The sequence below is a fragment of the Phaeobacter sp. JH20_08 genome (assembly GCF_048056635.1).
GTDB classification, from domain to species: Bacteria; Pseudomonadota; Alphaproteobacteria; order Rhodobacterales; family Rhodobacteraceae; genus Phaeobacter; species Phaeobacter bryozoorum.
Window position 1 is genome coordinate 215,047 of the sequence record NZ_JAYMVV010000012.1, and the last position, 23,660, is coordinate 238,706.

21 protein-coding genes are annotated in these 23,660 nt (G+C 58.7%); 4 read left to right on the forward strand and 17 right to left on the reverse strand.

Features of this window, described 5'->3' with window-relative positions:
• Positions 1-13: 13 nt before the first annotated feature.
• The 10 genes from VWY75_RS14345 to VWY75_RS14390 all read right to left on the reverse strand — a co-directional run bounded on the left by VWY75_RS14345 (position 14) and on the right by VWY75_RS14390 (position 10,362).
• The gene (locus VWY75_RS14345) at positions 14-415 is read right to left on the reverse strand and encodes a hypothetical protein (RefSeq protein WP_340547053.1); all 402 of its coding nucleotides are present in this window, start codon (positions 413-415) and stop codon (positions 14-16) included.
• Entirely contained in the window at positions 415-1,494 is a 1,080-nt protein-coding gene (flhB, locus tag VWY75_RS14350; RefSeq protein ID WP_416534385.1) for a flagellar type III secretion system protein FlhB, read from the reverse strand. Before flhB ends, VWY75_RS14345 begins: the two co-directional genes overlap by 1 nt.
• A complete protein-coding gene (locus VWY75_RS14355; protein ID WP_416538494.1) occupies positions 1,491-2,270 on the reverse strand; it encodes a flagellar biosynthetic protein FliR in 780 nt (259 codons plus the stop codon). The genes flhB and VWY75_RS14355 overlap by 4 nt, the downstream gene beginning before the upstream one ends.
• Positions 2,267-4,360, reverse strand: a complete 2,094-nt coding sequence (gene flhA, locus VWY75_RS14360) for a flagellar biosynthesis protein FlhA (protein WP_416534387.1) — start codon at positions 4,358-4,360, stop codon at positions 2,267-2,269. The genes VWY75_RS14355 and flhA overlap by 4 nt, the downstream gene beginning before the upstream one ends.
• A 13-nt stretch (positions 4,361-4,373) precedes the next feature.
• The gene (locus VWY75_RS14365; protein ID WP_416538495.1) at positions 4,374-5,174 is read right to left on the reverse strand and encodes a transglycosylase SLT domain-containing protein; all 801 of its coding nucleotides are present in this window, start codon (positions 5,172-5,174) and stop codon (positions 4,374-4,376) included.
• A 139-nt stretch (positions 5,175-5,313) separates the two neighbouring features.
• Positions 5,314-7,770 carry a hypothetical protein gene (locus VWY75_RS14370; RefSeq protein WP_416538505.1) on the reverse strand — a complete coding sequence of 819 codons (2,457 nt, stop codon included), beginning with the start codon at positions 7,768-7,770 and terminating at the stop codon, positions 5,314-5,316.
• Positions 7,770-8,639: a flagellar motor stator protein MotA gene (motA, locus tag VWY75_RS14375; RefSeq protein WP_340547048.1), complete on the reverse strand. Its 870-nt coding sequence runs from the start codon at positions 8,637-8,639 to the stop codon at positions 7,770-7,772. Before motA ends, VWY75_RS14370 begins: the two co-directional genes overlap by 1 nt.
• Positions 8,640-8,716: 77 nt before the next feature.
• Entirely contained in the window at positions 8,717-9,364 is a 648-nt protein-coding gene (locus VWY75_RS14380) for a MotE family protein (protein ID WP_416538496.1), read from the reverse strand.
• Positions 9,364-9,828 (reverse strand): hypothetical protein, encoded by a 465-nt coding sequence (locus VWY75_RS14385; protein WP_416534389.1) that lies wholly within the window; start codon positions 9,826-9,828, stop codon positions 9,364-9,366. Before VWY75_RS14385 ends, VWY75_RS14380 begins: the two co-directional genes overlap by 1 nt.
• A gap of 9 nt (positions 9,829-9,837) precedes the next feature.
• Positions 9,838-10,362 carry a flagellar basal body-associated FliL family protein gene (locus tag VWY75_RS14390; protein ID WP_340547045.1) on the reverse strand — a complete coding sequence of 175 codons (525 nt, stop codon included), beginning with the start codon at positions 10,360-10,362 and terminating at the stop codon, positions 9,838-9,840.
• A gap of 118 nt (positions 10,363-10,480) precedes the next feature.
• Between VWY75_RS14390 and fliF the strand changes: the two genes are divergently transcribed.
• Genes fliF through fliP form a run of 4 tightly spaced genes read left to right on the forward strand, consistent with a single transcriptional unit; the run spans position 10,481 to position 13,791 of the window.
• Positions 10,481-12,166, forward strand: a complete 1,686-nt coding sequence (fliF, locus tag VWY75_RS14395) for a flagellar basal-body MS-ring/collar protein FliF (RefSeq protein WP_416534390.1) — start codon at positions 10,481-10,483, stop codon at positions 12,164-12,166.
• Positions 12,166-12,762: an ABC transporter ATP-binding protein gene (locus VWY75_RS14400; RefSeq protein ID WP_340547043.1), complete on the forward strand. Its 597-nt coding sequence runs from the start codon at positions 12,166-12,168 to the stop codon at positions 12,760-12,762. The genes fliF and VWY75_RS14400 overlap by 1 nt, the downstream gene beginning before the upstream one ends.
• Positions 12,755-13,051 carry a FliM/FliN family flagellar motor switch protein gene (locus VWY75_RS14405; protein ID WP_040175044.1) on the forward strand — a complete coding sequence of 99 codons (297 nt, stop codon included), beginning with the start codon at positions 12,755-12,757 and terminating at the stop codon, positions 13,049-13,051. Before VWY75_RS14400 ends, VWY75_RS14405 begins: the two co-directional genes overlap by 8 nt.
• The gene (fliP, locus tag VWY75_RS14410) at positions 13,048-13,791 is read left to right on the forward strand and encodes a flagellar type III secretion system pore protein FliP (RefSeq protein WP_416538497.1); all 744 of its coding nucleotides are present in this window, start codon (positions 13,048-13,050) and stop codon (positions 13,789-13,791) included. Before VWY75_RS14405 ends, fliP begins: the two co-directional genes overlap by 4 nt.
• Positions 13,792-14,196: 405 nt before the next feature.
• Here the strand turns inward: fliP and VWY75_RS14415 are convergent, their stop codons facing one another.
• The 7 genes from VWY75_RS14415 to VWY75_RS14445 all read right to left on the reverse strand — a co-directional run bounded on the left by VWY75_RS14415 (position 14,197) and on the right by VWY75_RS14445 (position 23,514).
• On the reverse strand, positions 14,197-15,300 hold the full coding sequence (locus VWY75_RS14415) for a flagellar basal body P-ring protein FlgI (protein ID WP_340547041.1): 1,104 nt from the start codon (positions 15,298-15,300) through the stop codon (positions 14,197-14,199).
• Entirely contained in the window at positions 15,297-16,304 is a 1,008-nt protein-coding gene (locus VWY75_RS14420; RefSeq protein ID WP_340547040.1) for a flagellin, read from the reverse strand. Before VWY75_RS14420 ends, VWY75_RS14415 begins: the two co-directional genes overlap by 4 nt.
• A 3-nt stretch (positions 16,305-16,307) precedes the next feature.
• Complete coding sequence (gene flgK, locus VWY75_RS14425; protein WP_416538498.1) at positions 16,308-17,756, reverse strand: flagellar hook-associated protein FlgK; 1,449 nt, start codon at positions 17,754-17,756, stop codon at positions 16,308-16,310.
• Between the two features lie 48 nt (positions 17,757-17,804).
• Positions 17,805-19,127 (reverse strand): flagellar hook protein FlgE, encoded by a 1,323-nt coding sequence (locus VWY75_RS14430; RefSeq protein WP_340547038.1) that lies wholly within the window; start codon positions 19,125-19,127, stop codon positions 17,805-17,807.
• A gap of 102 nt (positions 19,128-19,229) precedes the next feature.
• Entirely contained in the window at positions 19,230-20,066 is an 837-nt protein-coding gene (locus tag VWY75_RS14435; RefSeq protein WP_416534391.1) for a flagellar motor protein MotB, read from the reverse strand.
• 187 nt (positions 20,067-20,253) lie between these two features.
• A complete protein-coding gene (locus VWY75_RS14440) occupies positions 20,254-21,873 on the reverse strand; it encodes a long-chain-fatty-acid--CoA ligase (RefSeq protein ID WP_416538499.1) in 1,620 nt (539 codons plus the stop codon).
• 24 nt (positions 21,874-21,897) lie between these two features.
• Entirely contained in the window at positions 21,898-23,514 is a 1,617-nt protein-coding gene (locus VWY75_RS14445; protein WP_416538506.1) for a GMC family oxidoreductase, read from the reverse strand.
• Between the last annotated feature and the right edge of the window lie 146 nt (positions 23,515-23,660).

Below are 23,660 nucleotides of genomic sequence, written 5' to 3' on the forward strand. Positions count from 1 at the left end.
TGTGTCAGGTGGCTCAGTCCATATTCATCAGGCGATTGTGCAGTTTTTGCGCCTTGTCTTTCTTGACCCTCAGGCGCTCTTCGATCGCCATTGTCTCCACCGCGTGTTTGCGACCGAATGCCTTGCGCAGATTGTCCATTGCCCGCAGTTTCTGTGCCGTGATCTGCGCCAGTTCCATATTCAACTCTCGACGGGCGCGGGTATGCCAGCCTTGCCACAGAAGATCGGCACCAAGCGCTTTCATTGCATGGTCGGAGCTGGCCAGATCGCGGCTGTCTTTGATCTGCTGGTCCAGCTTAGTCAGCTGGCCGCGCACGCGGGCTTCCGCATCCAGAACCGGCTTTACCTTGGCATGTTCCTGCAGATACAGGGCTTCGGTCACATCGGCCATCTGATCGAGCATTTTCTGCTTCATCACACCATCCCCTTGGCCCGTTGGCGCATGTTCTCCGCAAAGCGGATCGCGGCGGCAACCGGCGCATAATGCTCTTCGTGAATTTCCTCGCCGATCTGAACCGCGGCATGCAGGGCGCGCGCGGTCGGCGGATCGCTATGGATCGGGACACCATTCTCATTGGCAACTTCGCGAATGATAGCAGCGACTTCATCCACCCCCTTGGCCACACAGACAGGCGCCTGTCCTGGTGCGCGGTCCCATTTCAATGCGACAGCGTAATGAGTCGGGTTGACGATAACGACATCTGCCTTTGCCACATCTGCGACGCCCTGGCCCATGGCAATCTGATGGGCCTTTTGTCGGCGGGCGCCCTTTAGATGCGGGTCGCCTTCGGACTCTTTGCTTTCGTCCATGATTTCCTGGCGGGACATCATGTTTTTCCGATTGTGCTCTGCCTGCTGAAACGCGGCATCGATGACACCAATACCCAGTGCGATGATCAGCGCGAGGATGAGAAACTCCAGTGCCAGCTGCGCCATCATCATCACGACGACAAAAGCGCCGGTGGCAGAAGACGCGATCATATCCGGCAGCCGATAGTTCAGGTAGACACCCATGCAGACCGAGTAGAGGATCAGCTTTACGGTGCTCTTGAAGAACTCAAAAAGGCCCGAACGCCCGAATTTATTCTTGGCATTGGAAATGATCGAGATCTTTGAGAGTTTTGGCTCCAGCTTGCTGGGAGCAAAAACCAGGGCCCGCTGGGCGACAATGGACAGGAAAACAGCGGCCATAGGGACGATAAAGATCGGCAGACTTGAGGTCCCGACAGCCATCATGATCCCGCCAACCGGCACGGTACCGGCGCCGTTGAAGAATAGTTCTGCCAGCCGGTCGGGTTGATCGAGAAACGACATCAATATCGTGCCGATTTCGGCGACAACGTCTGCCCCCGACACGTAAATCGCGATGATCAGCCCGAGATAGGACGCCGCCACCGACAGGTCGGTAGATTTTGGAACTTCACCTTTTTTCCGAGCTTTCTCAAGCTTCTGCGGTGTTGGTTCATATGACTTGTCTGAGTCGTCGTCGCTCATTTCATCCCCTCACCCGGATTGGCAAAGAAGCTCATAAGCGCGGTGCTCCAGATATCCAAGATCATCGGGCTGGCAACCATCAGGATTGCGAGACCTCCGAAGGTAACCACCGGCGCACCGACAAAGGCCACCATCAGCGCGGGCATGGCGCGGTTGATGACACCCAGTGTCAGATTGTAGACCATCGAGCCGATCAGGAACGGTGCAGCGAGAGAGAACCCCATCGCAAAGGCGCGCGAAACACGGTGTACACCCCAATCCGACAGGCCAGATGCCGCCGGAAATTCACCCACCGGGAACATCATGTAGCTGTAGATTATGAATTCAGCCACACGGATATGAAGACCCAACATGACCGCCAGCGCCAATCCCGAGATCAACAGGACGGCGCCAATAGCGGGCATTGGCTCGGCACCGATACCGCCCAGAACCTGTGCGAGAGACGTCGACTGCGCGGCAATTGTTCCGGCGATCTGGATTGCATGAACAAACATGCGGATCGCGACCCCGAGGGCCAGACCAACAACGGCTTCACTCAGCGCGAGACTGGCGTAATGCAGCGGGCTGGCCGGTTCCGGCAGCAACGGCAAGGCCGGCGCCACGATAAATGTGAACGCCAGCGAAATGGCCAGTTTGATCCGCACCGGGACATATTTTTCGCCAAAGGCGGGTAGTACGGACACCATGGCCGCAACCCGCAGAAAGACGATTGCCCCATGCCAAAAGCCGGCGCCCAGAAGGGCGACCAGCTCAGGCGGCAGAAAGCCAATGCTCATGCCGGAACCATGCCTACCAGGGCAGGTCTGGCCTCAAGTCCGATTTCCTCGAAAGACAAAACCGGATTGAGGATGCCGCGTGATTTCAGGATTGTCCGCAGGTATCGACGACGCCGGGTCGAGGTAACAACCGCTGCAAAAACGCCCTGTTCTGTCGTGCTGTTCAGTCGGTCGCTCAGCCCCTCGGCCAGTCGGTTGAACTGATCCGGCGGCAGCGCGATATCGACGGCGCCACCCTGAGCGTCGATCTGGTAGGTAGAGAAGGTCTCTTCCCATTCCGGGGCCAGCTGGATCAGCGGAATGGTCCCATCCTCGCGCTTCATCTCACCAACCAGCTGGAAACCGAGACGTTGGCGCACATGCTCACAGATGATCTCGGGCTGGTTGGTATGGAGGCGTGCCTCGGCAATCGATTCGAGAATGAGAGGCATGTTGCGGATGGACACCCGCTCCTCCAGAAGCAGACGCAAGACGCTGTGCAACGTGTCCATCGGCACCTTGTCCGGCACCAGTTCGTCCAGCAGTTTGCGATTTGCCTCGGCGCGGAAATCATCTGTCAGCTCGGTCATTTCGTTCAGCAGACGGCGCAGGGATTTCAGCGTCAGCAGACGCGGGAAGTTCTGCTTGATCACTTCCAGCAAATGGGTGGCCAGAATTTCCGGTGCGGTGACGATTGTGGCGCCTGAGAGCGCTGCATCTTCCTGGCTCTTCGAAGATATCCAACGCGCAGGTGCACCATAGACAGGTTCTGTCACATCGGTGCCGGGCGGCAGGGCTGCGTGATTGTCGGGCATCAACGCGAGCACCATTTCGGGATGCAGAATGCCGCGCACCTGTTCCACCCCTTGCACTTTGATCACATAGGTGCCGGTCATCAGCTCAGGCTCATCCGTCAGGCGGATCTCCGGCAGGATAAGCCCAAAGGTGGTTGCCACATGCGTCCGCATATTGGCAATGCGGGCATCCAGCCCGGTCCCGGCATCCAGAACCATGCTCACCAGATCCGGTGCGAATTCCAGGTGCAGGTCGTCCAGATCGAGGATGTCACCCAGCGCCCGGTTTTCCTTCGGCTCCATGACTTCTTCGATCCGCTCGTCCATATCCGCTTCTTCGCGGTCCTTCATGTTCTTGCTCATCTTATAGGCGGTGTATCCCAGTACAGCGCCCCCCACCATGAAGGGGATAAACGGCAGACCCGGAACCAGCGCAAACAGCGACATGAGCACGGCAACGGTCGCCAGAGCGGCCGGATGTTTGCCCAGCTGATCGGCCAGCGCGATATCGGTCGAGCCCGTCGCACCGCCGCGGGCCAGCAAGAGAGCTGCCGCAATCGAGATGATGACCGAGGGGATCTGAGAGACCAGACCATCGCCAACCGTCAGGATCGCATAGGTTTCAAATGCGGAAACAACCGGCATGTCGTGAACAAGCACGCCCATGATCAGGCCCATGATCAGGTTCAACAGGGTGATCAGCAGGCCGGCGATTGCGTCGCCTTTTACAAATTTGGACGCACCGTCCAGAGAGCCGAAGAATGTTGTTTCGCGTTGTTCCACCTCGCGACGCTCGCGCGCTGTGGCGTGATCAATGGCGCCGGCCGACATGTCGCTGTCGATTGCCAGCTGCTTGCCTGGCATCCCGTCCAGTGCAAAGCGGGCGCCGACCTCGGCCATCCGCGCTGCACCTTTGGTAATGACCATGAAGTTCACGATCAACAGCACCCCAAAGACAACGAGGCCAAGGAATACACTGCCCCCCATGACGAACTGGGCGAATCCCTCGATCACCCCGCCTGCGGCATCGGTGCCGGTATGGCCCTGACCGATAATCAGTTTTGTCGAGGACACATTCAGCGACAACCGCAGCATCAGAGAGGCCAGCAGGATCGTCGGGAATGATGAGAAATCCAGAGGTCGCTCGATAAACAAGGTTATTGTGAAGATCAGGATCGCAAGCCCGAAGGAAGCCGCGAGACCGATATCCAGAACCCAGGCTGGCATCGGCAAAATCATCATCACGATAATCGCCATCAGCGCGAGTGCGAGCAGCACGGTGGGGCTGAACAGTTTTTGTATATCAATATTTGGCACGGAAATTCAGCCCTTATTTCAGTACGATGAGAGCCTGCGCGGATGCGCCGCCGCCCGTTAATGGGACCAGTGAGCCCAATCGAGCTGCGCCGGAGGGCGCTGCGCCTTGGGTGATCAGCGGTGAGGGATTGTGAAGCATGGCGAGCGGTTGCGGGGCGGAGAAGGTGGCCCGTTTGCGCTCCACCGGCAGCGCGGCAACGGTCTCGACTGGCTTCAGATCAGCCCGAACGCGATCGAAACGTGCTGTATAGCGATTTGCATAGGTCGGCGTGCGCGAGTGATAGGCGCCGGCCGCCTGGGACCAATCGCCGAATTCATCATGCAGTTCGCGCAGGAAGCGCGCCGCATATTGCGCATTGGCAAGTGGGTCGAACATTTGGTCAATCGAGTCGAACGCCTGACCATGCCATTTGAAGTTGATCTGGAAACACCCGACATCAAAGCTGCGTGCGCCGCGCTTGAAGTGCGAGAAGACATAGGCTCTCGCCTCATCTTCGGTCTGAAACCACTTACCGGCGCCTTCCATATTGACCGTCCACGGCCATGGTTGAAGCCCTTGTTTGCCGCCACGACCGGTTTCCGTTCTGGTAATCGCGCGCAGAACGTCCAGTGGCACACCCTGATCACGTGCCGCGCGCCGTGCGGCGAGATCACATAACGCCGAAACCTGCGGTGAGGACGCATGTCCGGTCTGCGGTTTCAAAAACACCAATAGCCCCAGCGCCGCACAAAAAAGCGCAGGCCATACTGGCAAACTGACTGTGCAGCGGGCACATCGCCGCTGTTGTCTGAAAAGAAAGCTCAATTTCGGCATTCTGCCTGTCCAAATGAGGATTCACCCTAAGTCCGAGCCTAAGACCAGAGCATTGACAAACCGTTATCATCAGATGCGCCAAGACCGCCGGTGAGGCGGTCCTGGTATCTGTCAGCGTGGCAGAAAAGATCGTTGTCAGCTATGATCCGTCTTCGGAAAGCTCTGGCTGCCGCGTCACCTTCTGCAGCAGATCGGCAATACCGCCGCGTGTTCCCTCGCTGCTTTCGACCAGGGCCCTCGCATGGGCCAGGGGCGGCAAACCACTTGGTTCTTTTGCAGTTTCTTCGATCTGTGTCGTCACCCTCGCGACTCCGCCAAACTGCTGCGCAACATCAGCATCAATGGTTGCAAGATTCTCGCGATCTTCCGAGTGCCAGAAACCGCGCGCCGCCGCATCCTCTTCGTCTTCTTCAAGAAGATATTCGCCAGCTCTTGCATATTCACCGTTTCGCCACAGCGCTTCGGCGCGCAGCTTATTTGCTTCAGACCCGGACAGCCCCATCAGCTCCACCAGCGCGGAGTGCGGTTTGTCCATCGCGAGTGCTGCCTTGGCCAGAAGCAGGCGTCGTTTGGCGTTGCCGGGTTCCATGGCGAGCTTCTTCAGGATCGACTGTGCCTGCTGTGCAAACCCGAGATCAAGCAGCCGCTGAGCCACGATATCGGCAATCGGAGCTACCTCGGCCGGGGTACCATTGGCCGCAATGACCAGCGCATACTGCAGGAATGTCACATCATCTGCGCGTTCCGTCAGCAATGTCAGAAGCGGTTCCAGCGCGGCAGTGCGCGCCGCAGGACCATCACGTCTGCTCAAGGCATCCAATTCATTGAAGCTGTCATGGAACTGGCCGGTCAGGGCCAATGCCGAGACCACGGCGCGGCGCAAGTCCATGCCCAGTGGGCTATCGCGATTCTCGACCTCATAGGACGCGGCAAGATCCGGGACATCCGGCGACAGCGCAGAGCGCTCGGCAAAGCTGAGATCAATCAGCTCAATCAAGGCACGGGGGGCGTTTTCCGTCCGCTCCGCGACCTCCTCCGTCAGCTCCTGAGCCACGGTTTCGACGTCACCTTCCAATTTGGCGATTTCGGCTTCGGCCAGATTGATTTCGGGCACGTGGTCGACGCCGGTACGATCAACCGAACGCAGCGTGGCGCCCGCCAGATGAGGGTCACCGGCCTTTGCAAAAAGCGTGCTGACCCGCGGGCCGACCTGGACCCGCAAATGTGGTGGCAGCTTGGCAAAGGCCTGCTGGATTGCATCCGTCTTTGCGTTTTTCTTGATCGTGCCATCGGCCAGCGCTGCCCAGAGCGCCACTTCGCTGTCGCAGACCTGTTGCCCGGCGAAGGCGTGGTTTACGCCAAGGTCCTGACCGTCCAGCACAGCCCCCATCGCGGTCAGCGCCACGGCATCATCATGTTCCGCTGCGCCAGACGGCATCATACGCAAGATCGCCTGTGCCTCAGCACCGAACCCGAAAAAGAGATAGGCCCGCGCCAGGGTTAGGACGGCAGCCGGATCGACATCGTCGAATTCACGCACCAGTTCAGCCCGAAGCGGTGATATCTGGTCAGAGAATGGCTCATCAGTGCCCCATTCATGGATGGCAAGCTGTGTGCTCGACAAGCAGTGTGTCGGCTGATTGGAATCGCCCGAGCGGCGCGCAACCAGGCCGGTTTCGCGATCCACGGAGGACGTGACAGAGATCTGGTCCAGCGGATTAAGAGGGCGATCACGGCTGCTCAGCGGGTCAAGGATATGTCCGGCGGGACCATCGTGAACTTCTACACCAACAAGCTCCAGCAGGCCCTGATTGGTTGCCCGGCTGATCTGTTGCAACAGCCGCTGTTCAGATTCGTTGACTGTGGCTGCGCGCTCCGTTTCTGACAGGTCGAGCAGCATATCGGTATCAACCTGTACCGGGACCGGTGTTGGTTCCGGGGCTGGCGCGGCGGCAACACTTGTGCCCCCGGCAGGATTTGCTTCAGTGTTTGTGCGGGGTGTCCGGTTCAGATTGAGGGGCAGCACCACGGCTGATGGGGCGTCCGCCACAGCTACGGGGAGGCGCTGTACCGGATTGGGCCGGTCGGAGCTGCCGGACGTGACGCCGGCTAGATCGAGTGCGGCGCGTGCATCAGCAGCCGCGCGCGCGGCTAGATTGAAGCGATAGCCTGCGCTGTTGAACGTGCCGGGCGACAGAGGCAAGGGCGAGCCTGCGATGACGCGCCGCTCGGCCCCGGCGGAGCCATCGGCGATATCGATCACCAGATACCCGTCCTTCTGCACGAAGGAGGTCACCTCACATGCGCAGCCAAGCTGTAGGTTCAGCGGTTGTCCGGGACCGGCCTGCGACACAGATTGCAGGCGCGTCCGCGGAATAAGATCGAAGATTCGGGATGTATCAAACACCACTGTTGGCGTTTCAATGACCACCTGCGCCGATTGGCCTGACTGACGCAGCGACCATGGCGCGCCATTTGGAAGCCGCATGACCAGCCGGGAAAACCCGTCATGCTCTCCCGAACGGGCGACCACCGTCTGGGCATCCACAGATGCCGCAGCCAGGGTAAATGCTGCAAGGGTCAGCGCGCGCCACATCATGCTGCGTCCTGTTTCACCGACTTCAACGCGTCTTCCAGCTCAGAGAAGCCGGGGCGAATATGCGACGGGGTGTTCTGACGTCCGACTTCGATGCAGATCGCTGCGGCATGATTGTGCAGATTTGCCACCAGAACTTCTCGGATGAGGGAGTAGAAATGCGCATCTTCCTCGGTTACCGACTTCACCTTGCCGGCGAAGGGGCCAACCAGACCGTAGGCCAGGAAAACGCCAAGGAATGTCCCGACAAGCGCGCCACCAATCAGCTTACCCAGGACTTCCGGGGGCTGGTCGATCGAGCCCATCGTCTTGATGATCCCGAGAACCGCCGCAACAATCCCAAGCGCGGGCAGCCCGTCTGCAAGTGTCTGAAGCGCATGGCTGGAATGCAGCGCGTGATGAAGATTTGCCTCGATGCGCTTTTCCAGAACCTCTTCCACCTGATGGGGGTCGTCATAGTTCATCGAGGCGGACCGCATGGTATCACTGATCAGGTTCACCGCCTCTTTGTCGGCGAGAATCTTGGGATACCGGTTGAAGACCGATGAGTTCTCGGGATCCTCGATATGTTGTTCGACCTCAACGGGATTGGCCCGCGCGATCCGGATCAGAGAGAACAAGAGACACAGAAGATCGCGATAGTCGTCGGCCTTCCACTTGGGACCCTTGAACACTTTGCCCATGTCCTTCAGCGTGTGTTTCACGCCGCCGATGTCATTGCTGATCAGAAAGGCCCCGATACCGGCGCCGCCGATCATCATGAATTCAAACGGCAGGGCCTTGATGATGATTGTCATCTTACCACCGGCCAGGAGATATCCCCCGAACACCATGACAAAGATAACCACGATGCCTACAATACCGAGCATTAGGTCCACTCCGAATTTCGTTTGTTTCTACAAGTTTAGGCGATTCACGTTAAAAAAGCCTGAGGAGCAGCGCTTGCTTACTCCTTTGGAACAGACCCGTTGCGACCCGCCAGGACCACGCTGATTGTATAGGCTGCCTGCGGGCTGAGCCCGGCCATGATGCCTGCGGCTGCCTCAGGGCGCATGCGCGCGAGGAAACCAGCTGCAAATGCCGGATCCATCTCCTCAAACAGCGCTGCTGATTCCTTGGGTTTCATCTGCTCGTAGACCGCAGTCAGACGCGTCAGATCCCCTTCTGTTGCACCATCGGCGAGAGCCAGTGTCGATTTCAGCTCTTCCTCCGCCTGTTCCAGCGCAACAAGCTTCTGTTCGATTGCATCATCTGCGATCTCGAGCGCCTTCATGCGATCTTCAATCTCGGCCTCGCGCGCAGACAGTGCAGCTTCGCGCTCCTGAAAGGCCGCCAGCATGTTCTGGAGCTCTGCCGATGACGGCATCGACTTACCGTTCAAGGTGCCTTTCGGCTCATCCTTCAGAGGCGATTCGTCCTGCAGGTTTGCAACTTCCCGGGCGATCGCCGGTCCTGCCTCCAGCCCGAGGCGCACAATAGCGGATCCCATCAGCAAGAAGGCCAGCATCATGAGCGCACCGCTGCGTGTCCGCTTCATGCGCGTTGCTTTTTTTGGTTTTGCCTTCGGGGCTTTGGTCTGTGCTGTCTTGGCCATTATGCTACCCGGCCCTGCGAACGGTTGTGGCGGACAAACATCAGCCCTGCAGGTTTTGCAGGCTCAGGTTCCGGCGCCGCTTCTGGCTCGGCGTCGGCTTGATAAGCGGCGGCGAGCGCGTCGTTTTCTTCGGCAGCTGCGGGTTCGGGTGCCTGTGCCTTAGGCTCAGGCGCCGCAACTTCGGGCATGTCGTGCATGGATGCCATCATCAGCTCCAGGCGTTGTGCAACCGATTCGGCCCGGCCGGTCAGCTGGTCCAGGGCCTTGCTCGATCCATCCGATACATGGCGTGCTGCCAGCAGTGATTTATTCAGGTCATCAACCTGGGCGGAGAGCACGGCAACCGCTCCTCCCACACCTTTCTCCAGGTCGTTGAAACGCTTCAGCCGTCGCGAGAGCACCAGGCAATAAAAGCCTGCCCCCATGGCCCCGGCCGCAAGCAGGATATCTGCAATCAGTTCCATCCCGTTCTCCTAGTTCAATACGAAGTCCATAATCAGCAGATCACGCACCCGGCCCTGGCCGGTTGCGATATTGATCCGCCGCAGCATCTGTGCGCGCAGTTTCGGCAAGGCCATCGGATCGGTCAGATCCTCCAGTTCCAGTGCCCTGAGATAGCTGTTGAGAACATCGACAACACGCGGGAGGATTTTTTCGACCTCGGCCCGATGGGCGAGATCAACCTCCAGCTGAGAGCGGAATCGAAGGTGTTTTAGCCCACTTGCCTTGCGCAAGGTGATCACAATCGGTTCCATTTCGATAAAGGCGAGATTGGCGATATCCTCCGCCGTCTCACCGTTGTCCACGCCTTCTGGCGCCACTTCGGTCGCATCCACCCCTTCTGGGGCTGCGCTCTGACCAAAGGGAAGAAGGCCTGACTGGACAGCGAAGAATCCCCCACCGGCACCAGCAAGCGCAAGAACAACCCCAATGATAAGGGGCAGCTTGCTCTTCTTGGCCGGGGCGTCCTGTTCTGTGTCTACTACAGCGTCTGTCATGACTATCCCTAATACGTCGTGCCTCATCTTCTTAGCTTGCGGACACTAACCGAATGTTAAGGGCAATCCGGCAAAAGGGTTGCACATCGGACAGAATGCCGGTGCTACGGAGGTTAATGTGCAGCAGATCAAGAATGTCTGGGCAGGTTTGGACACGCGAAAGCGCCTGATTGCCGTGGGGGCCACGGTGATCGTGATTCTCAGCGTCCTGGCGATGTCCCGTGTGGCGAATACGCCCACGATGCAATTATTGTACGCCGGGCTGGAAAGCGGCTCGGCTGGGGATGTGGTGCGCGCGCTTGAACAGCGCGGCACAGAATATGAAGTTCGCGGGGGGTCAATTTACGTTGCGGCCTCTGCGCGCGACGAACTTCGCATGACACTGGCAAGCGAAGGCCTGCCGGCAAACGGCGGACGCGGATATGAGCTGCTCGATTCGCTCAGCGGCTTCGGAACAACATCACAGATGTTTGACGCCGCCTATTGGCGCGCAAAAGAAGGGGAATTGGCCCGTACTATTGTGGCCAGCCCGCATGTGACCCAGGCAAGGGTGCATATTGCCAATACGGGCTCGAACCCGTTCCAGCGCACGGCCGAACCGACTGCCTCTGTGTCGGTTGTCCCGATGGGCTCGCCCATCACGCCGGCCCAGGCGAATGCGATTCGGTTTCTGATTTCCTCTGCCGTGACAGGTCTCGCGGTGGAGAATGTTGCGGTGATCGATGCCAATGGCGCCCTGATCGGCTCGCCCGAGGCCGCCGCAGCTGTTGGCGCGGGTACGGATGATCGCTCGCAGTCGATTCGCGAACGGGTCATGCGCCTGGTCGAAGCGCGCGTTGGTCATGGTAATGCTGTGGTCGAAGTCAGCGTCGAAACGGTAACAGATACCGAATCCATCCGGGAAAAGCGCATTGATCCCGAAAGCCGTGTCGCAATCAGCACCGACGTGGAAGAACGCGCGGATTCGTCTCAGAACCAATCTGGTGAAGTGACGGTTGCGTCAAATATCCCGGACGGAGACGGGGCCTCTGGCGACGGGTCGAAAGCCAGCACCAGTGCCACTCGTGAACGGGTCAACTATGAAATCTCTGAGACAGAAAAAGAGATTCTGCGTGGACCGGGTGCGATTAAACGACTGACCGTTGCTGTATTGCTGAATGGCGTCCAGACAACCACGGCAACCGGCGAAACAGTGATGGAACCCCGCCCGGAAGAAGAGCTTGGCGCGCTGCGCGAGCTGATCTCTGCCGCGGTTGGCTTCAGCGAGGAGCGCGGGGATGTCATCACGCTGAAATCGATGGAAATGCCTACGGTAGAGCCGCAAGGCACCGTTGTCAGCGCCTCCATCTTTGACAACATCTATCTGGATGCAATGTCGCTTATCCAGATGGCTGCCTTGGCACTGGTGACGCTGATCCTTGGTCTCTTTGTCATCCGTCCGATCCTGTCGAACCAGGCCAGCGTTCCGGCCCTTGGGGCACCGACAGGCGACGCCATGGACGAATTGCCGGCACTCGGCGGAGGCGGTTTCATGTCCAATCCGAACCTCGGCGCCGATCTCGCGCTGGATGGTGAGATAGAGAACAATGAAACCGGCCAGTTCGAACCCATGGGTGGCATGGGCATGGGCAGCGGCATGGGCATGGGTGACATGAGCGGATTGGGCGATATGGGTGGCCTGCCTGCCCTTGGCGGTGGCAGCGACAACCCCGTTGATCGCCTGCGCTCGATGATTGGCGAACGCCAGGAGGAAACTGTTCAGATTCTGCGCGGCTGGCTGGAAGAAAATGAGGAGAGAGCCTGATGACCATTGCCCATCTTCTTGAAGATTTTGCCATGGATACACCGGCGGTGCCGGTTGTCGAAGTCAACGAGGAATTGTTGGAAGAACAGCGTCTGGAATCCTACGAAAAGGGCTACAGCGCCGGTTGGGATGATGCGGTGACAGCGAAGGACAAGGAGAGCAAGCATGTCTCCTCGGAACTGGCCAGTTCGCTCGAAGATCTCAGCTTCACCTTCCACGAGGCGCAGACGCAACTGCTCGAATCGCTGGATCCGATGTTCAAGGTTCTGACGAGCGCTGTCCTGCCCGACGCAATGGCTGCGAGCTTTGGACATCACATAGTTGATCAGCTCACCGACATGGCCAAGAGCCAGGCGGATCAAGCGATCAATATTGTCGTCTCCCCCGGCGAGGGGGCGACGGTGCGTGCGCTTCTGACCAAGAGTTTCGCTGTACCGGTTCAGGTGCGCGAGGATGTCATCCTGAGCCCGGGTCAAGCCTATCTTAAGGTCGGCGGCATTGAGCGGGAAATCAACAGCTCGGCCCTGATCGACTCTATCCAGGATTCGATCGAGGCCTTCTCCTTTCACATAACAGAGGACAGCAAATATGGATAAGTCTGCTGAAATGAACCGGAAATCTGGCGATGCAGGCAATCCGTTTGTGTCGGTACCCGTTGAGGTCGTCGTATCGGTCGGCAAGGCGCGGCCGTTGATCCGTGATCTTGTCAACCTGGGCGAGAACGCGATTCTGACGCTCGACAAACGGGTGGAGGATCCCGTGGATCTCTATGTCGGCGACCGCCTGGTCGCCAGAGGCCAATTGGAAGAGCTGGAAGGCGAGCAAGCAGGTCAACTGGCTGTGCGCCTGACGGAAATCGCGGATTTGCAAAGCGGCCTGGGATGACACGCACTGCCCTTTTTGCCGTCGCGCTGGCGGCTATTCTGGCCCTCGGTCTGCCGGACCCTGCAAGCGCGCAGGATCTCAGCCTGTCATTGGGCGATGGTCAGTCAATCTCCGCCCGTTCGATCCAGCTGATCCTGCTGATCACCGTCCTCAGCCTCGCGCCGGGGCTGCTGATCATGATCACATGCTTTCCGTTTCTTGTGACGGTCTTGTCGATCCTGCGGCAGGCCATCGGTTTGCAGCAGGCGCCGCCGAATATGTTGATGATCAGCCTCGCGCTGTTTCTCACCTATTTCGTCATGGAGCCTGTCTTTACCGAGGCCTGGACCACCGGGATCAATCCGCTGATCGAGGAACGGCTGGATGTTGAAACCGCGCTTGAACGTGCTTTGCAGCCGTTCCGTGTCTTCATGGCGGCGCGCCTTGATCCCGATACATTCTACGCGATAGCGGATCTACGCCCGGCCACTGCGGGTATTGACCCAACCGCCGATGCGCCGCTGTCGACCTTGGTGTCCAGCTTCATGCTGTCAGAAATCGCCCGCGCGTTTCAGGTCGGCTTTCTTGTCTTTCTGCCATTTCTCGTGATCGACCTGGTGGTCGCGGCGGTTCTGATGTCGATGGGTATGATGATGGTCCCACCGGCCGTTGTGTCCATGCCGTTCAAACTCGCGTTCTTTGTCGTTGCCGACGGCTGGAGCCTTATCGCGAGTGCTTTGGTGCGCAGCTACTTCCCGTAGTTGGATATCGCCTTCCTAATCCTCCGGTCGCCATTGCGGCCGGGGGTTTTTCTGTGCCATCACCCTGAGCGCTGCCATATACTGCGGTCGCCCTCATCCTTCAGCACATCCTTGAGGGTTGATGACCGGGCTTTCCTCTCCCTCTCCCTCAGATTTAGTGATCTGGACCTCGGGCCCCGCTGATGTAACGCGCGGAGAGCGAGCCGTGCTGTCATCTCGGGCAATGTGCTGAAATGTCCAGGACCGCATCTCCCAGACCTCCAGGTTGTGACAATCACGAAGGTAGAGTTCAGTGACAGCGCATCTGCAAATCGCGGATCCGCAACAGCTCCATTACGACGAAGCACCCCCCGAAGCCACGTGGCTTCAGGGGGTGCTGGTCTTGTCTATCTTGGGGCCTCGCTGCTACCGAACTACAAATTCGGCATGCAGGGCACCGGCCGCCTTCAGGCTCTTGAGGATATCGATCATGTCCCGCGGCGATACGCCCAGGGCGTTTAGCCCGGCGACCACTTCGGACAAGGAGGTTGTTTCCGGAACTTCCGCCAGCTGTATGCCCTCTTCCTCTTCAATGGCGGCACCGGTGCGTGGGACGACAACCGTTTCGCCATCTGCAAATGGATTGGGCTGAACCACGAGGGGTGTTTCCTCGATCCGCAGGGTCAGATTGCCTTGCGCAACCGCGACACGTGAAATACGGACATCGCTGCCCATTACAATGGTGCCGGAGCGTTGATCCACAACCACACGCGCCTTGCGCTGCGGTTCGACCAGGATATTCTCGATCCGACCAACTGCATGGGCCGTTGACCGGCTATTGGTGCGCTGCACGTCAATTTCCACGGTCCCGGAATCCCGCATCAGAGCGACGTTTCGACCAAATTCCGCATTGATCGCCCGCTCGATACGGCCAGCGGTGGTGAAATCTGGCTCCCGCAGGGCAAGGCGCATGGACGTCAGTGACGAGAGATCAAAGTCGATCTCGCGCTCGACCCTGGCCCCCGATGGAATAACACCGGCGGTCGGCACCCCCTGGGTGACAGAGGCACCTTCACCCTCCGCGACCGCGCCACCAGCCAGAATGGTCCCTTGGGCAACGGCATAGATCTGACCATCGGCGGCATTCAGCGGCGTCATGACCAGCGTCCCGCCCAGTAGGCTTTTCGAATCGCCAATTGCGGACACCGTCACATCGACGGTGCCGCCAACACGGGCAAAAGGCGGCAAAGTCGCGGTGACAAACACCGCCGCAACATTCTTGGGCCGAAACTGCTCACCGGTGACATTGACGCCCAGCCTTTCGAGGATGTTCGACATGATCTCTTCGGTAAACGGTGAGTTGCGCAGACCGTCGCCGGTCCCGTTCAGACCAACCACAAGACCGTAGCCGACCAGATCATTACCACGAACGCCGTCAAACTCGACCAGGTCCTTCAGCCGGATGGCATTGGCCTGTGCCATCGCAGGCAACATCAGCACCGTCAGCAGAAGTCGAATGAGCTGCATCATGACAGGAACCTCATCAGAGACAGCTGTGATGTTCGCGCGGTGACAGTAAACAGGCTTTCCAGTTGGAACTGCGCCTCGTCGAGACGGGTTGCGGTCTCATATGGGTCGGCTTGGACGAGTTCATTGAACACCAGGCTCAGGCTGGTCTGCGCCGCGCCATTGCGTGTTGCCGTCTGCTCGATACGCCCTTCAACAAAACCAAGATCCGATTGCATCTGCGTCAGTTGAACCTGGCTTTCACGCAGCTCTACCCCGGTGCTACGCAACAGTTCGAATTTCACGTCCGAGCTGAGGCTCAGGCCGGGTTCATTTACCAGTGTCGCAATCGCGAGGCTCTGCAATGTCTGTTTGAACGCAGCATCATTGGCCTTCAGAGAGACCGTGACCTCTTCGTTGGGCCCGATTCTCACCGGGTCCATCAAATCCGAAGAGCCCTGGTACATCACTGCATCAAACCCCAGCGGATCGGCAAACCAGTCCTTGACGGCCTGGACGATATCCGGGGCGGTGCTCAGCAGGGATACCTCGGTCACCAGTGCGGACATCAAGGTGTTGAGGTCGGCGAGAGGCTTGGCTTCGGTATCATTGCCGGCAAACAGGCTGCGGCCGGCCGCTTCACCGTTCAGCGACCGGATGGCTTCCGTCAGGAACACCTCTGCCTGGTTGGACAATTGCTTCGACGTTTCGTCATTCGGCGAGGTGGTGACGGAGAAGATGTCACCGGTCAGCGTGATGACGTTATCGGAGATCAGCTCAATATTGTTCTGCATCGAGGATGCGAACAGCGCGGCCTCGGTATTTGCCACCTGAAAGGACTTGAGCCGGTCAAGGCTTCGTTCGACGTCGGACAGATAGGTGAGATCGCCACCTAGTTTCTGTGTCAGCTGCGAGGTTTTACCCGAACTCAATTCCTGCGTCAGGGTCGAGATGTCGTTCTTCAGACCCACCGACCGATTGCGCAGGAACAGATGCTGAGCCATGTCCCCATATGAGTTCATAATCATTCGTTAAATCCTCAGAAGCGTTTCCATCAGCTCATCAACGACGGAGATCATTCTGGCGTTGGCCTGATAGACTTTTTCAATCACGATAAGGTTTTGCAGTTCAGCATCACTGTCGACGCCCTGCGCCAATTCGCGCTGATACATTTCGGTATAGGTTGCCGCCGCGAAGGCGACATTCTGTTCTGCGGAATTTTCACTCTGTGCAAAACGCGACAGCAGATTCGCGCTCAGCGTGCTGGCATCCAGATTTGCGGTGCCGAGGCCGACGGACGATACCAAGCGCTTGGCGTCGAGCGCATCGGCATATCCGCGCAGAAGCGTTGCATTGCCGGCATTCCCGGGCGCCGCTGCATTGAGACCATCCCGCAACCGCCAGGTTTCAGCCTGTCCCTGCATCGCGATCTTGTCGTTCAATTCAATACGGTTGGCGATGCCAACAGTATTGGCAGGGTCAAAGAACGCACCTTGATCGGTGAAAATCCCGGGATCGGTGGCGCCCAAAGTCGGATCCAAGGTTGGATCCTGGAAGCGTTCGACGAGATCTTTTGCCATCGCATCGAGATCTTCCTGTGCTTCCACGGTCAGAACGTCGCGCACCTCGAAATGGGCCGCCAGAGTCCCGCCGCGAATTGGCCCGCCGGGGCCGGTTGCAACGTCGATACCGTTGATTTGCAGACCGGAGAGCAACCCGTTGCCGAGGGTCATGTAAGGCAGGGTATCGGCCTTGCCATCGAAACTCAGCTCAGCGGCCTGACCATCCAGAAGCACGGCGCCGCCTTCTGAGAACAGGGCGATCTGCCCACGGTCACGGTTCACAACCTTGACCGGGATAATCTGGTTCACCTCGTCGATCAACAGATCACGCTGATCGAGAAGCGATGCGGAATCGGATCCGGTGGACTGACTGACTGCAATTTTTGCGTTCAGTCTTTGCAGCTTTTCCAGCGATTGATTGACGGTATCAACTTGCACGTCGATGGCCCTGTCGGCGGCTGTGCGCCGATTGCGCAGCCCTTCGGCCGCATCGGAAATCGACCGCACCAATTCTTCAGCCTGGATCGCAAGATCGTTCAAGCGCGGCCCTGAATCCGGACGGGAAATCACCTCGATCAGACCGGAGTCAAAGTCGGTCAGCCGCTGTGTGATGGAATAGGGGTCGTCGGCGCTGCCCACCAGCTCGGTCATACGACCAAAGAAGGCGGATTTCACCTCGGCAACGCCGACCTCTGAATTGGCGGATCGCACGCTGGACTGCAACGCCGGATCGTTGATCCGCTGGACGTTGCCGACCTTCACCCCGCTGAAACCGTCGCCGGCGCTGGTGAGCGCCAGACTCCGGCGCGAATATCCTGGTGTCAGGACATTCGACAGGTTTTCGGAAACAACCGAGGTTGAGCGGCCAGCCGCCGTCAGCCCGGTCATTGCGGAATTGAGAGCACTTGTAATGGACATGGATCATCCAGCCTTTGCGCGAATGTGGATCAAAGGAGAAGGCGCTTATCAGCGCTTGATGTTGGTGGTTTCCTGCAACATCTCATCCACGGTCTGAATGACCTTTGCGTTCGACGAATAGGCGCGCTGGGTCTGGATCATGTTGGTCAGTTCCCCCGCAACATCGGTTGCGGACTCTTCACGCGCATAGCCCAGGATATCGCCTGTCGGACCCTCACCAGCATTCCACAGGAAATAGGAGCCGCTTTCGCTGGACGGCATATAGGTCTGGCGATCCATCGCGATCATACCGTTGGGATTGGGCAGATCGACAAGAGGTACCTGATAGACCACTCGGCTGACGCCGGTGTCATAATTGGCATGCACATATCCGGCTTCGTCGATTTCCACGCCGGTGAAGTTACCGACCGGGGCGCCGTCCTTTGAAATGGAGGCGGGTGCGAAGGTATCCGACAATTGGGTAAGGCCGTTGTCATCCCCCAAGGTGCCGATATTGATCTCCATCGGGCCGCCTGCAACAGACACGATGATCGAGCCGGTTGCCGGGTCATAGGCCCCACCTGTCGTTGCCGTGACAGCATTGAGAGCGCCGCCGGAGGTCCGGTTGTCATCAAAGGTCAGCGTATATTCACCGATCACAGTGGCGCCGATAGCAGTATCGGTAATGATCATCGTCCACTCGTTCGACTCGCCTGTTGCGGGAACGGTGGGAACAAATTCGATCTGCAGACTCTCCGACTTGCCGAGGTTGTCATAATACTCGATCGACAGGTTTTCGCTGGTACCAGCCGACGTGGATTCGGTTGCGGTCGCAGGCAGGTTGACACCCAGAGACATCTCGGTTGTCGGCTCACCAGACAGTTTGTTTACATTGAAACGAACCGGTTCCAGCGCGTCGGAGGTATCGCGCGGGTAGGGTGGGATTGTACCATCGGACTGTGCGGGCCAGCCCATCAGGACGAGGCCGGATTCAGTGGCCAGCAGGCCATCGGCGTTGGTCCGGAACGATGCAGTGGTGGTCAGCATCATCTGCGGATTCGCAGCGCCTGTCTCGACCTCGTTCATGGATGTCACCGGCAGCATACCGCGGCCTCGGACCGCGAGGTCAGTCGCATTGCTGGTCGACACCAGCGGGCCCCGCTCATCAATCAGGCGGACGTTGGTTGTCCGCACGCCCCCGGCCGAATAGGTGCCGCCAGACGAGCTCATGACCATCGAGTGGAAATCGGTCTGGACCCGCTTGTAGCCGGCGGTTGAGGAGTTTGCGATGTTGTCGGAAATGGAGGCCAGTCGGCTGGCATTCGCGGTAAGCCCGGCAACACCGGCATTAAGCGAGGAAGAAATCGTCATGGATACGCCTTTCTGCTGCATCGAATCTTTCTTGATGCAACAGCTAGCCGATTGCCCATTAACGGGCGGCTAACAGATAAAATTGTCTGATCTGTTCGCCGCCCGTTTTTGGGGATCCATGGGTTATTTGCGCAGAAGGATGATTTCGACCCGATTGTTTCGCGCTGCCATCGGATTGCTATCCGCCAGTTTGCGATCGGCATGTCCCGTCACCCGGTGCATCCGCTTGGACTTCGTTCCACCTGATTCGAGCATCACCCGGGTCGCGTCAGCCCGTGCATGGGACAGTTCCCAGACCGGATTATTGGCGACAACGACCGCATGTGACCTGATGTGACCGCCGATTGCGATGTTGTTTTCAACAACGCCGGTGACGCGTGAAACCATCTTCACGATGTCGCGGAACAGGAGGGTCGGTTCGGCTGTACCATCTTTGAACAGCGGCGAATCCTCGGTGTCGAAGAGTTCGACTACAAGGCCTTCGTCGGTGACGCGGGTAATGATGTGCTGCGCCATCTCGATCGAGACCATGCTTTCGCCGCCACGCCCCTTCAGCTGCTCTTCCAGGGCTCGGAACTGCTCATCGGCAGCCTCGCGGTCCTTGTCCTGTTCGACGCCGGAGTCACCCTTGGCCTGCTGGGCGTCTGCGGGGTTCACATCGGTCGCACCGGTACCGTTCTGGGGCTGGATTTCCTCGGTGAACATGCTGTCCCCGCTGAACGCCCCGTTGCCGCCGCCGGAGACCCGGCTCAGCGGAATGGATGGCGAGAAATAATCCGCCAACCCTTTGCGTTGTTTCTCAGTCGTTGCATTGAGCAGCCACATCAACATGAAGAACGCCATCATAGCCGTCACGAAGTCCGCATAGGCGACCTTCCAGGCTCCACCGTGGTGACCATGGGCACCACCTGACTTTTTCTTCTTGATGATAATGGGCGCCACATTTCCTTGTGCGCTCATAATCCACCACCTATTTTCACCCACTACCGGGATATCAGGCGGTGTCTTAAGTGAGGCTTAACAGATAAATTTGCCGGCAGTTATGGCCGCCAAAGCCCCTCTTTTACCCGTAATTCGGACGGATTCTGTGCCCATTTCGTGAAATGGGCACCGCCACCAGATGCCATATTGGCGGCGGTGTAGTGCATCAGGCCTCCAGCAGAATCGCGTCGTAAGAGTCGCGGAGCTTGTTTTTCAGCACCTTTCCGGTGCCACCTAGCGGCAGCGCATCGACAAAGATGACACGGTCAGGGATCTGCCAGCTTGCTACCTTGCCCTGGTAATACTCGCGCAGATCGTCCTCGGTCACGTCAGGGGAGCGTTTTACAGCGATCACCACCGGACGTTCGTCCCATTTGGGGTGTCTGGCTGCGATTGCCGCTGCCTGAGCGATACCGGGATGGGACATCGCGATATCCTCCAGCTCGACGGTCGAGATCCATTCGCCGCCAGACTTGATGATGTCCTTGGAGCGATCACGAATGATCATATAGCCATCGGCATCAATTGTGGCGACGTCACCGGTATCGAACCATCCATCTGCCGTCAGCGCTGTATCCTCGGCGCGGAAATAGCTGTCGATCACCCAATGACCGCAGATCTGCAAATTGCCCTGCGTCTGTCCGTCATGAGGCAGAACAGCGCCGCTGTCGTCTACGATGCGCAGATCGACACCATACATGGGGCGGCCCTGTCCTTCGCGCAGCTTCGCCTGCTGCTCGGCGTCCAGCTCATTGTGTTTCTGAAGCAGCTGGTTCAGCGTCCCGATTGGGCTTGTTTCCGTCATGCCCCAGGCATGCACCAGATCAACGCCGTATTTGTCACGAAATGTGGGGATCATGACCGTTGGCAGGGCAGAGCCGCCGACAATGGTGCGTTCCAGGCTCTCGGCGGTGCATCCGGTCTCCTCCAGCCCTTTCAGCAAACCCATCCAGATTGTGGGAACACCCAGCGCCACGGTGACCTTTTCCGCATCAATCAGCTTGGCCAGGCTCGCCCCATCCAGATGCGGCCCGGGCAGTACCAGCTTTGCCCCAACCGCCGCGGTCATGTAGGGCGTCCCCCAGGCATTCACGTGGAACATCGGAACAACTGCCAGAACGGTGTCCCGCGCCCGCAGGGCGATACCGTCGGGCTGGTTGCCGCCAAGCGTATGCAGAACGCTGGTGCGATGGGTGTATTCAACCCCCTTGGGATTGCCGGTCGTGCCGGAGGTGTAACACAGGCTCGAGGGCAGGTTTTCATCCAGATCAGGCCAGGAATACGGGGTCGTTTCCATGTCCAGGAGCGCATCGTAGAACAGCACGTCTTCGATCTGGGCTGCGATCTCGGCGTCCGGCGGCCCCATCACCACGATATTCTGCACGGTGGTCAGATGCGCGCGCAGCTGTGCCACAGCCGGAACAAAGGTGGTGTCGATGAACAGGACCTGATCTTCTGCGTGGTTTATGATGTAGATCAGCTGCTCTGGTGTCAGCCGCGGGTTGATCGTGTGGCAGACAAACCCACCCCCGGAGACGCCGAAATAGATTTCGAGGTGGCGACGATTGTTCCAGGCGATGGTGCCGCAACGGGCGCCCTGCGCGATGCCCAGCCGCCCCAGGGCGGCCGCCAGCTTGCGTGCGTTGGTGTCGATGTCTCCCCAGGTGACATGCACGGTTTCGCCCGAAGTCTCGACAGATGTGACCGTGGTCCCGCTATGGAACCGCCCTGCATGTTCTATCAGCGAGCCTATAGTCAGCTGTTTGTGCATCATCTTGCCAAGCATCTTCGTCTTCTCCGAATTGAAATGTCAGGCGCGGGCCAGGGCACCGCGTATAATATCTGCCGCTTTCTCCGCGATCATGATGGTTGGCGCATTGGTGTTGCCGCCAATCAGGCGCGGCATGATCGACGCATCAACCACCCGCAGCCCCTCCAAACCATGGACCCGGAGCGCGGGATCCACCACCGCAAGCGGGTCGGTTCCCATTTTGCAGGTGCCAACCGGATGATAAATCGTATCTGCCCGCGCGCGTATATGCTGTTCCAATGCGGCGTCATCGACCTCGCCGTCGATAAACAGCTCCTTGTGAATATAGCCCGCCAGCGGTTCTGCCGCCATGATTTGCCGGGTTTTGCGCACCCCCCTGATAAGCACGGCCAGATCATCGGGATCAGCGAGAAACTGCGGATCAATCCGTGGCGGTGATGTGGGATCGGCACTGGTCAGGCCGACCGTGCCGCGCGATTTTGGCCTCAGCACGCAGATATGGCAGCTGAACCCATGCCCCATGTGCAGCTTCCGGGCGTGATCATCCACGATGGAAATCACAAAATGCAGCTGCACATCGGCACGCTCTTGGGATGGGTCCGTTTTCAGGAACGCGGCCCCTTCCGCAAAGGGAGTCGCAATCATACCACGCCCGGTTTTCCGCCAGTTCCATATGTGGCGCAACAGTGAGATACTGCCGGGCAGGGAAATGCCGAAATTGTCGCGATCCTTGGATTTATAAGCCAGTGTAAAGTCCAGATGATCCTGCAGATTCTGCCCCACCCCGGGCAGTTCATGGACCATGTCGATCCCGTGCGGGCGGATATCCTCGCGTCGACCAACGCCGGAGAGTTGCAGCAGCTGCGGCGAGTTGAACGCTCCACCGCAGAGCACCACCTCGCGGCGGGCGCGGACACTATGCTCAGTGCCGCGCAGCCGGTAGCTGACGCCAACCGCACGTTTGCCGTCGAATATGATCCGGGATGCCTGCGCCCGCGTGATCACCTTCAGATTCGCGCGGTCCATCACCGGGTGTAGATAGGCCGCCGCCGCCGAGCAGCGCTCCCCGTTGCGGTCAGCTCTGTGGAATTGCGTCACCTGATAAAGGCCGATGCCCTCGTTGTCGCCTGTGTTGAAATCCTCGCGGTGTCGGATCTGCAGGGATTGGCCAGCCTTGATAAAGGCATCGGTGATCGGGCGGGGCGATTTCTGGTTGCTGACCTGCAAGGGGCCGGCTGCACCATGCAGATCATCGCCGCCGCGTTCGTTGTTTTCGGCTTTTCGGAAATAGGGCAGCACCGAGTTCCAATCCCAACCGGGACATCCCAATGCGGCCCATTCATCGTAATCGCTGGCGTGGCCGCGAATATAAAGCATGGCATTGATCGCACTGGAGCCGCCCAGGCCTTTACCGCGCGGCTGATATCCGTGTCGCCCGTTCAACCCCGGTTGCGGCACGGTTTCATAGGCCCAATTGTTGATTTTGGGGCGTCCCGGTAGCATCGCGACCACAGCGGCAGGAGCGCGAACCAAAAGCCCGTCACCGCGCCCGCCGGCTTCCAGCAGGCAGACCGTGACGGTTGGATCTTCGCTTAGTCGGGCAGCCAGCGTCGATCCCGCAGAGCCTCCGCCGACGATCACATAATCCGCCTCCATCACGCTCTCCCCCATGTCCAGCACGAACAGCTCTCCCCAGCTGCCAGAGGATGAGCGCTGTTTTTACGGGGGCTGTCTACTCTGACGGTACGTCATCGCGCAGGCGCCATAACACGCCAAAGGCGTGATCAAGCATCGAGAAAAAT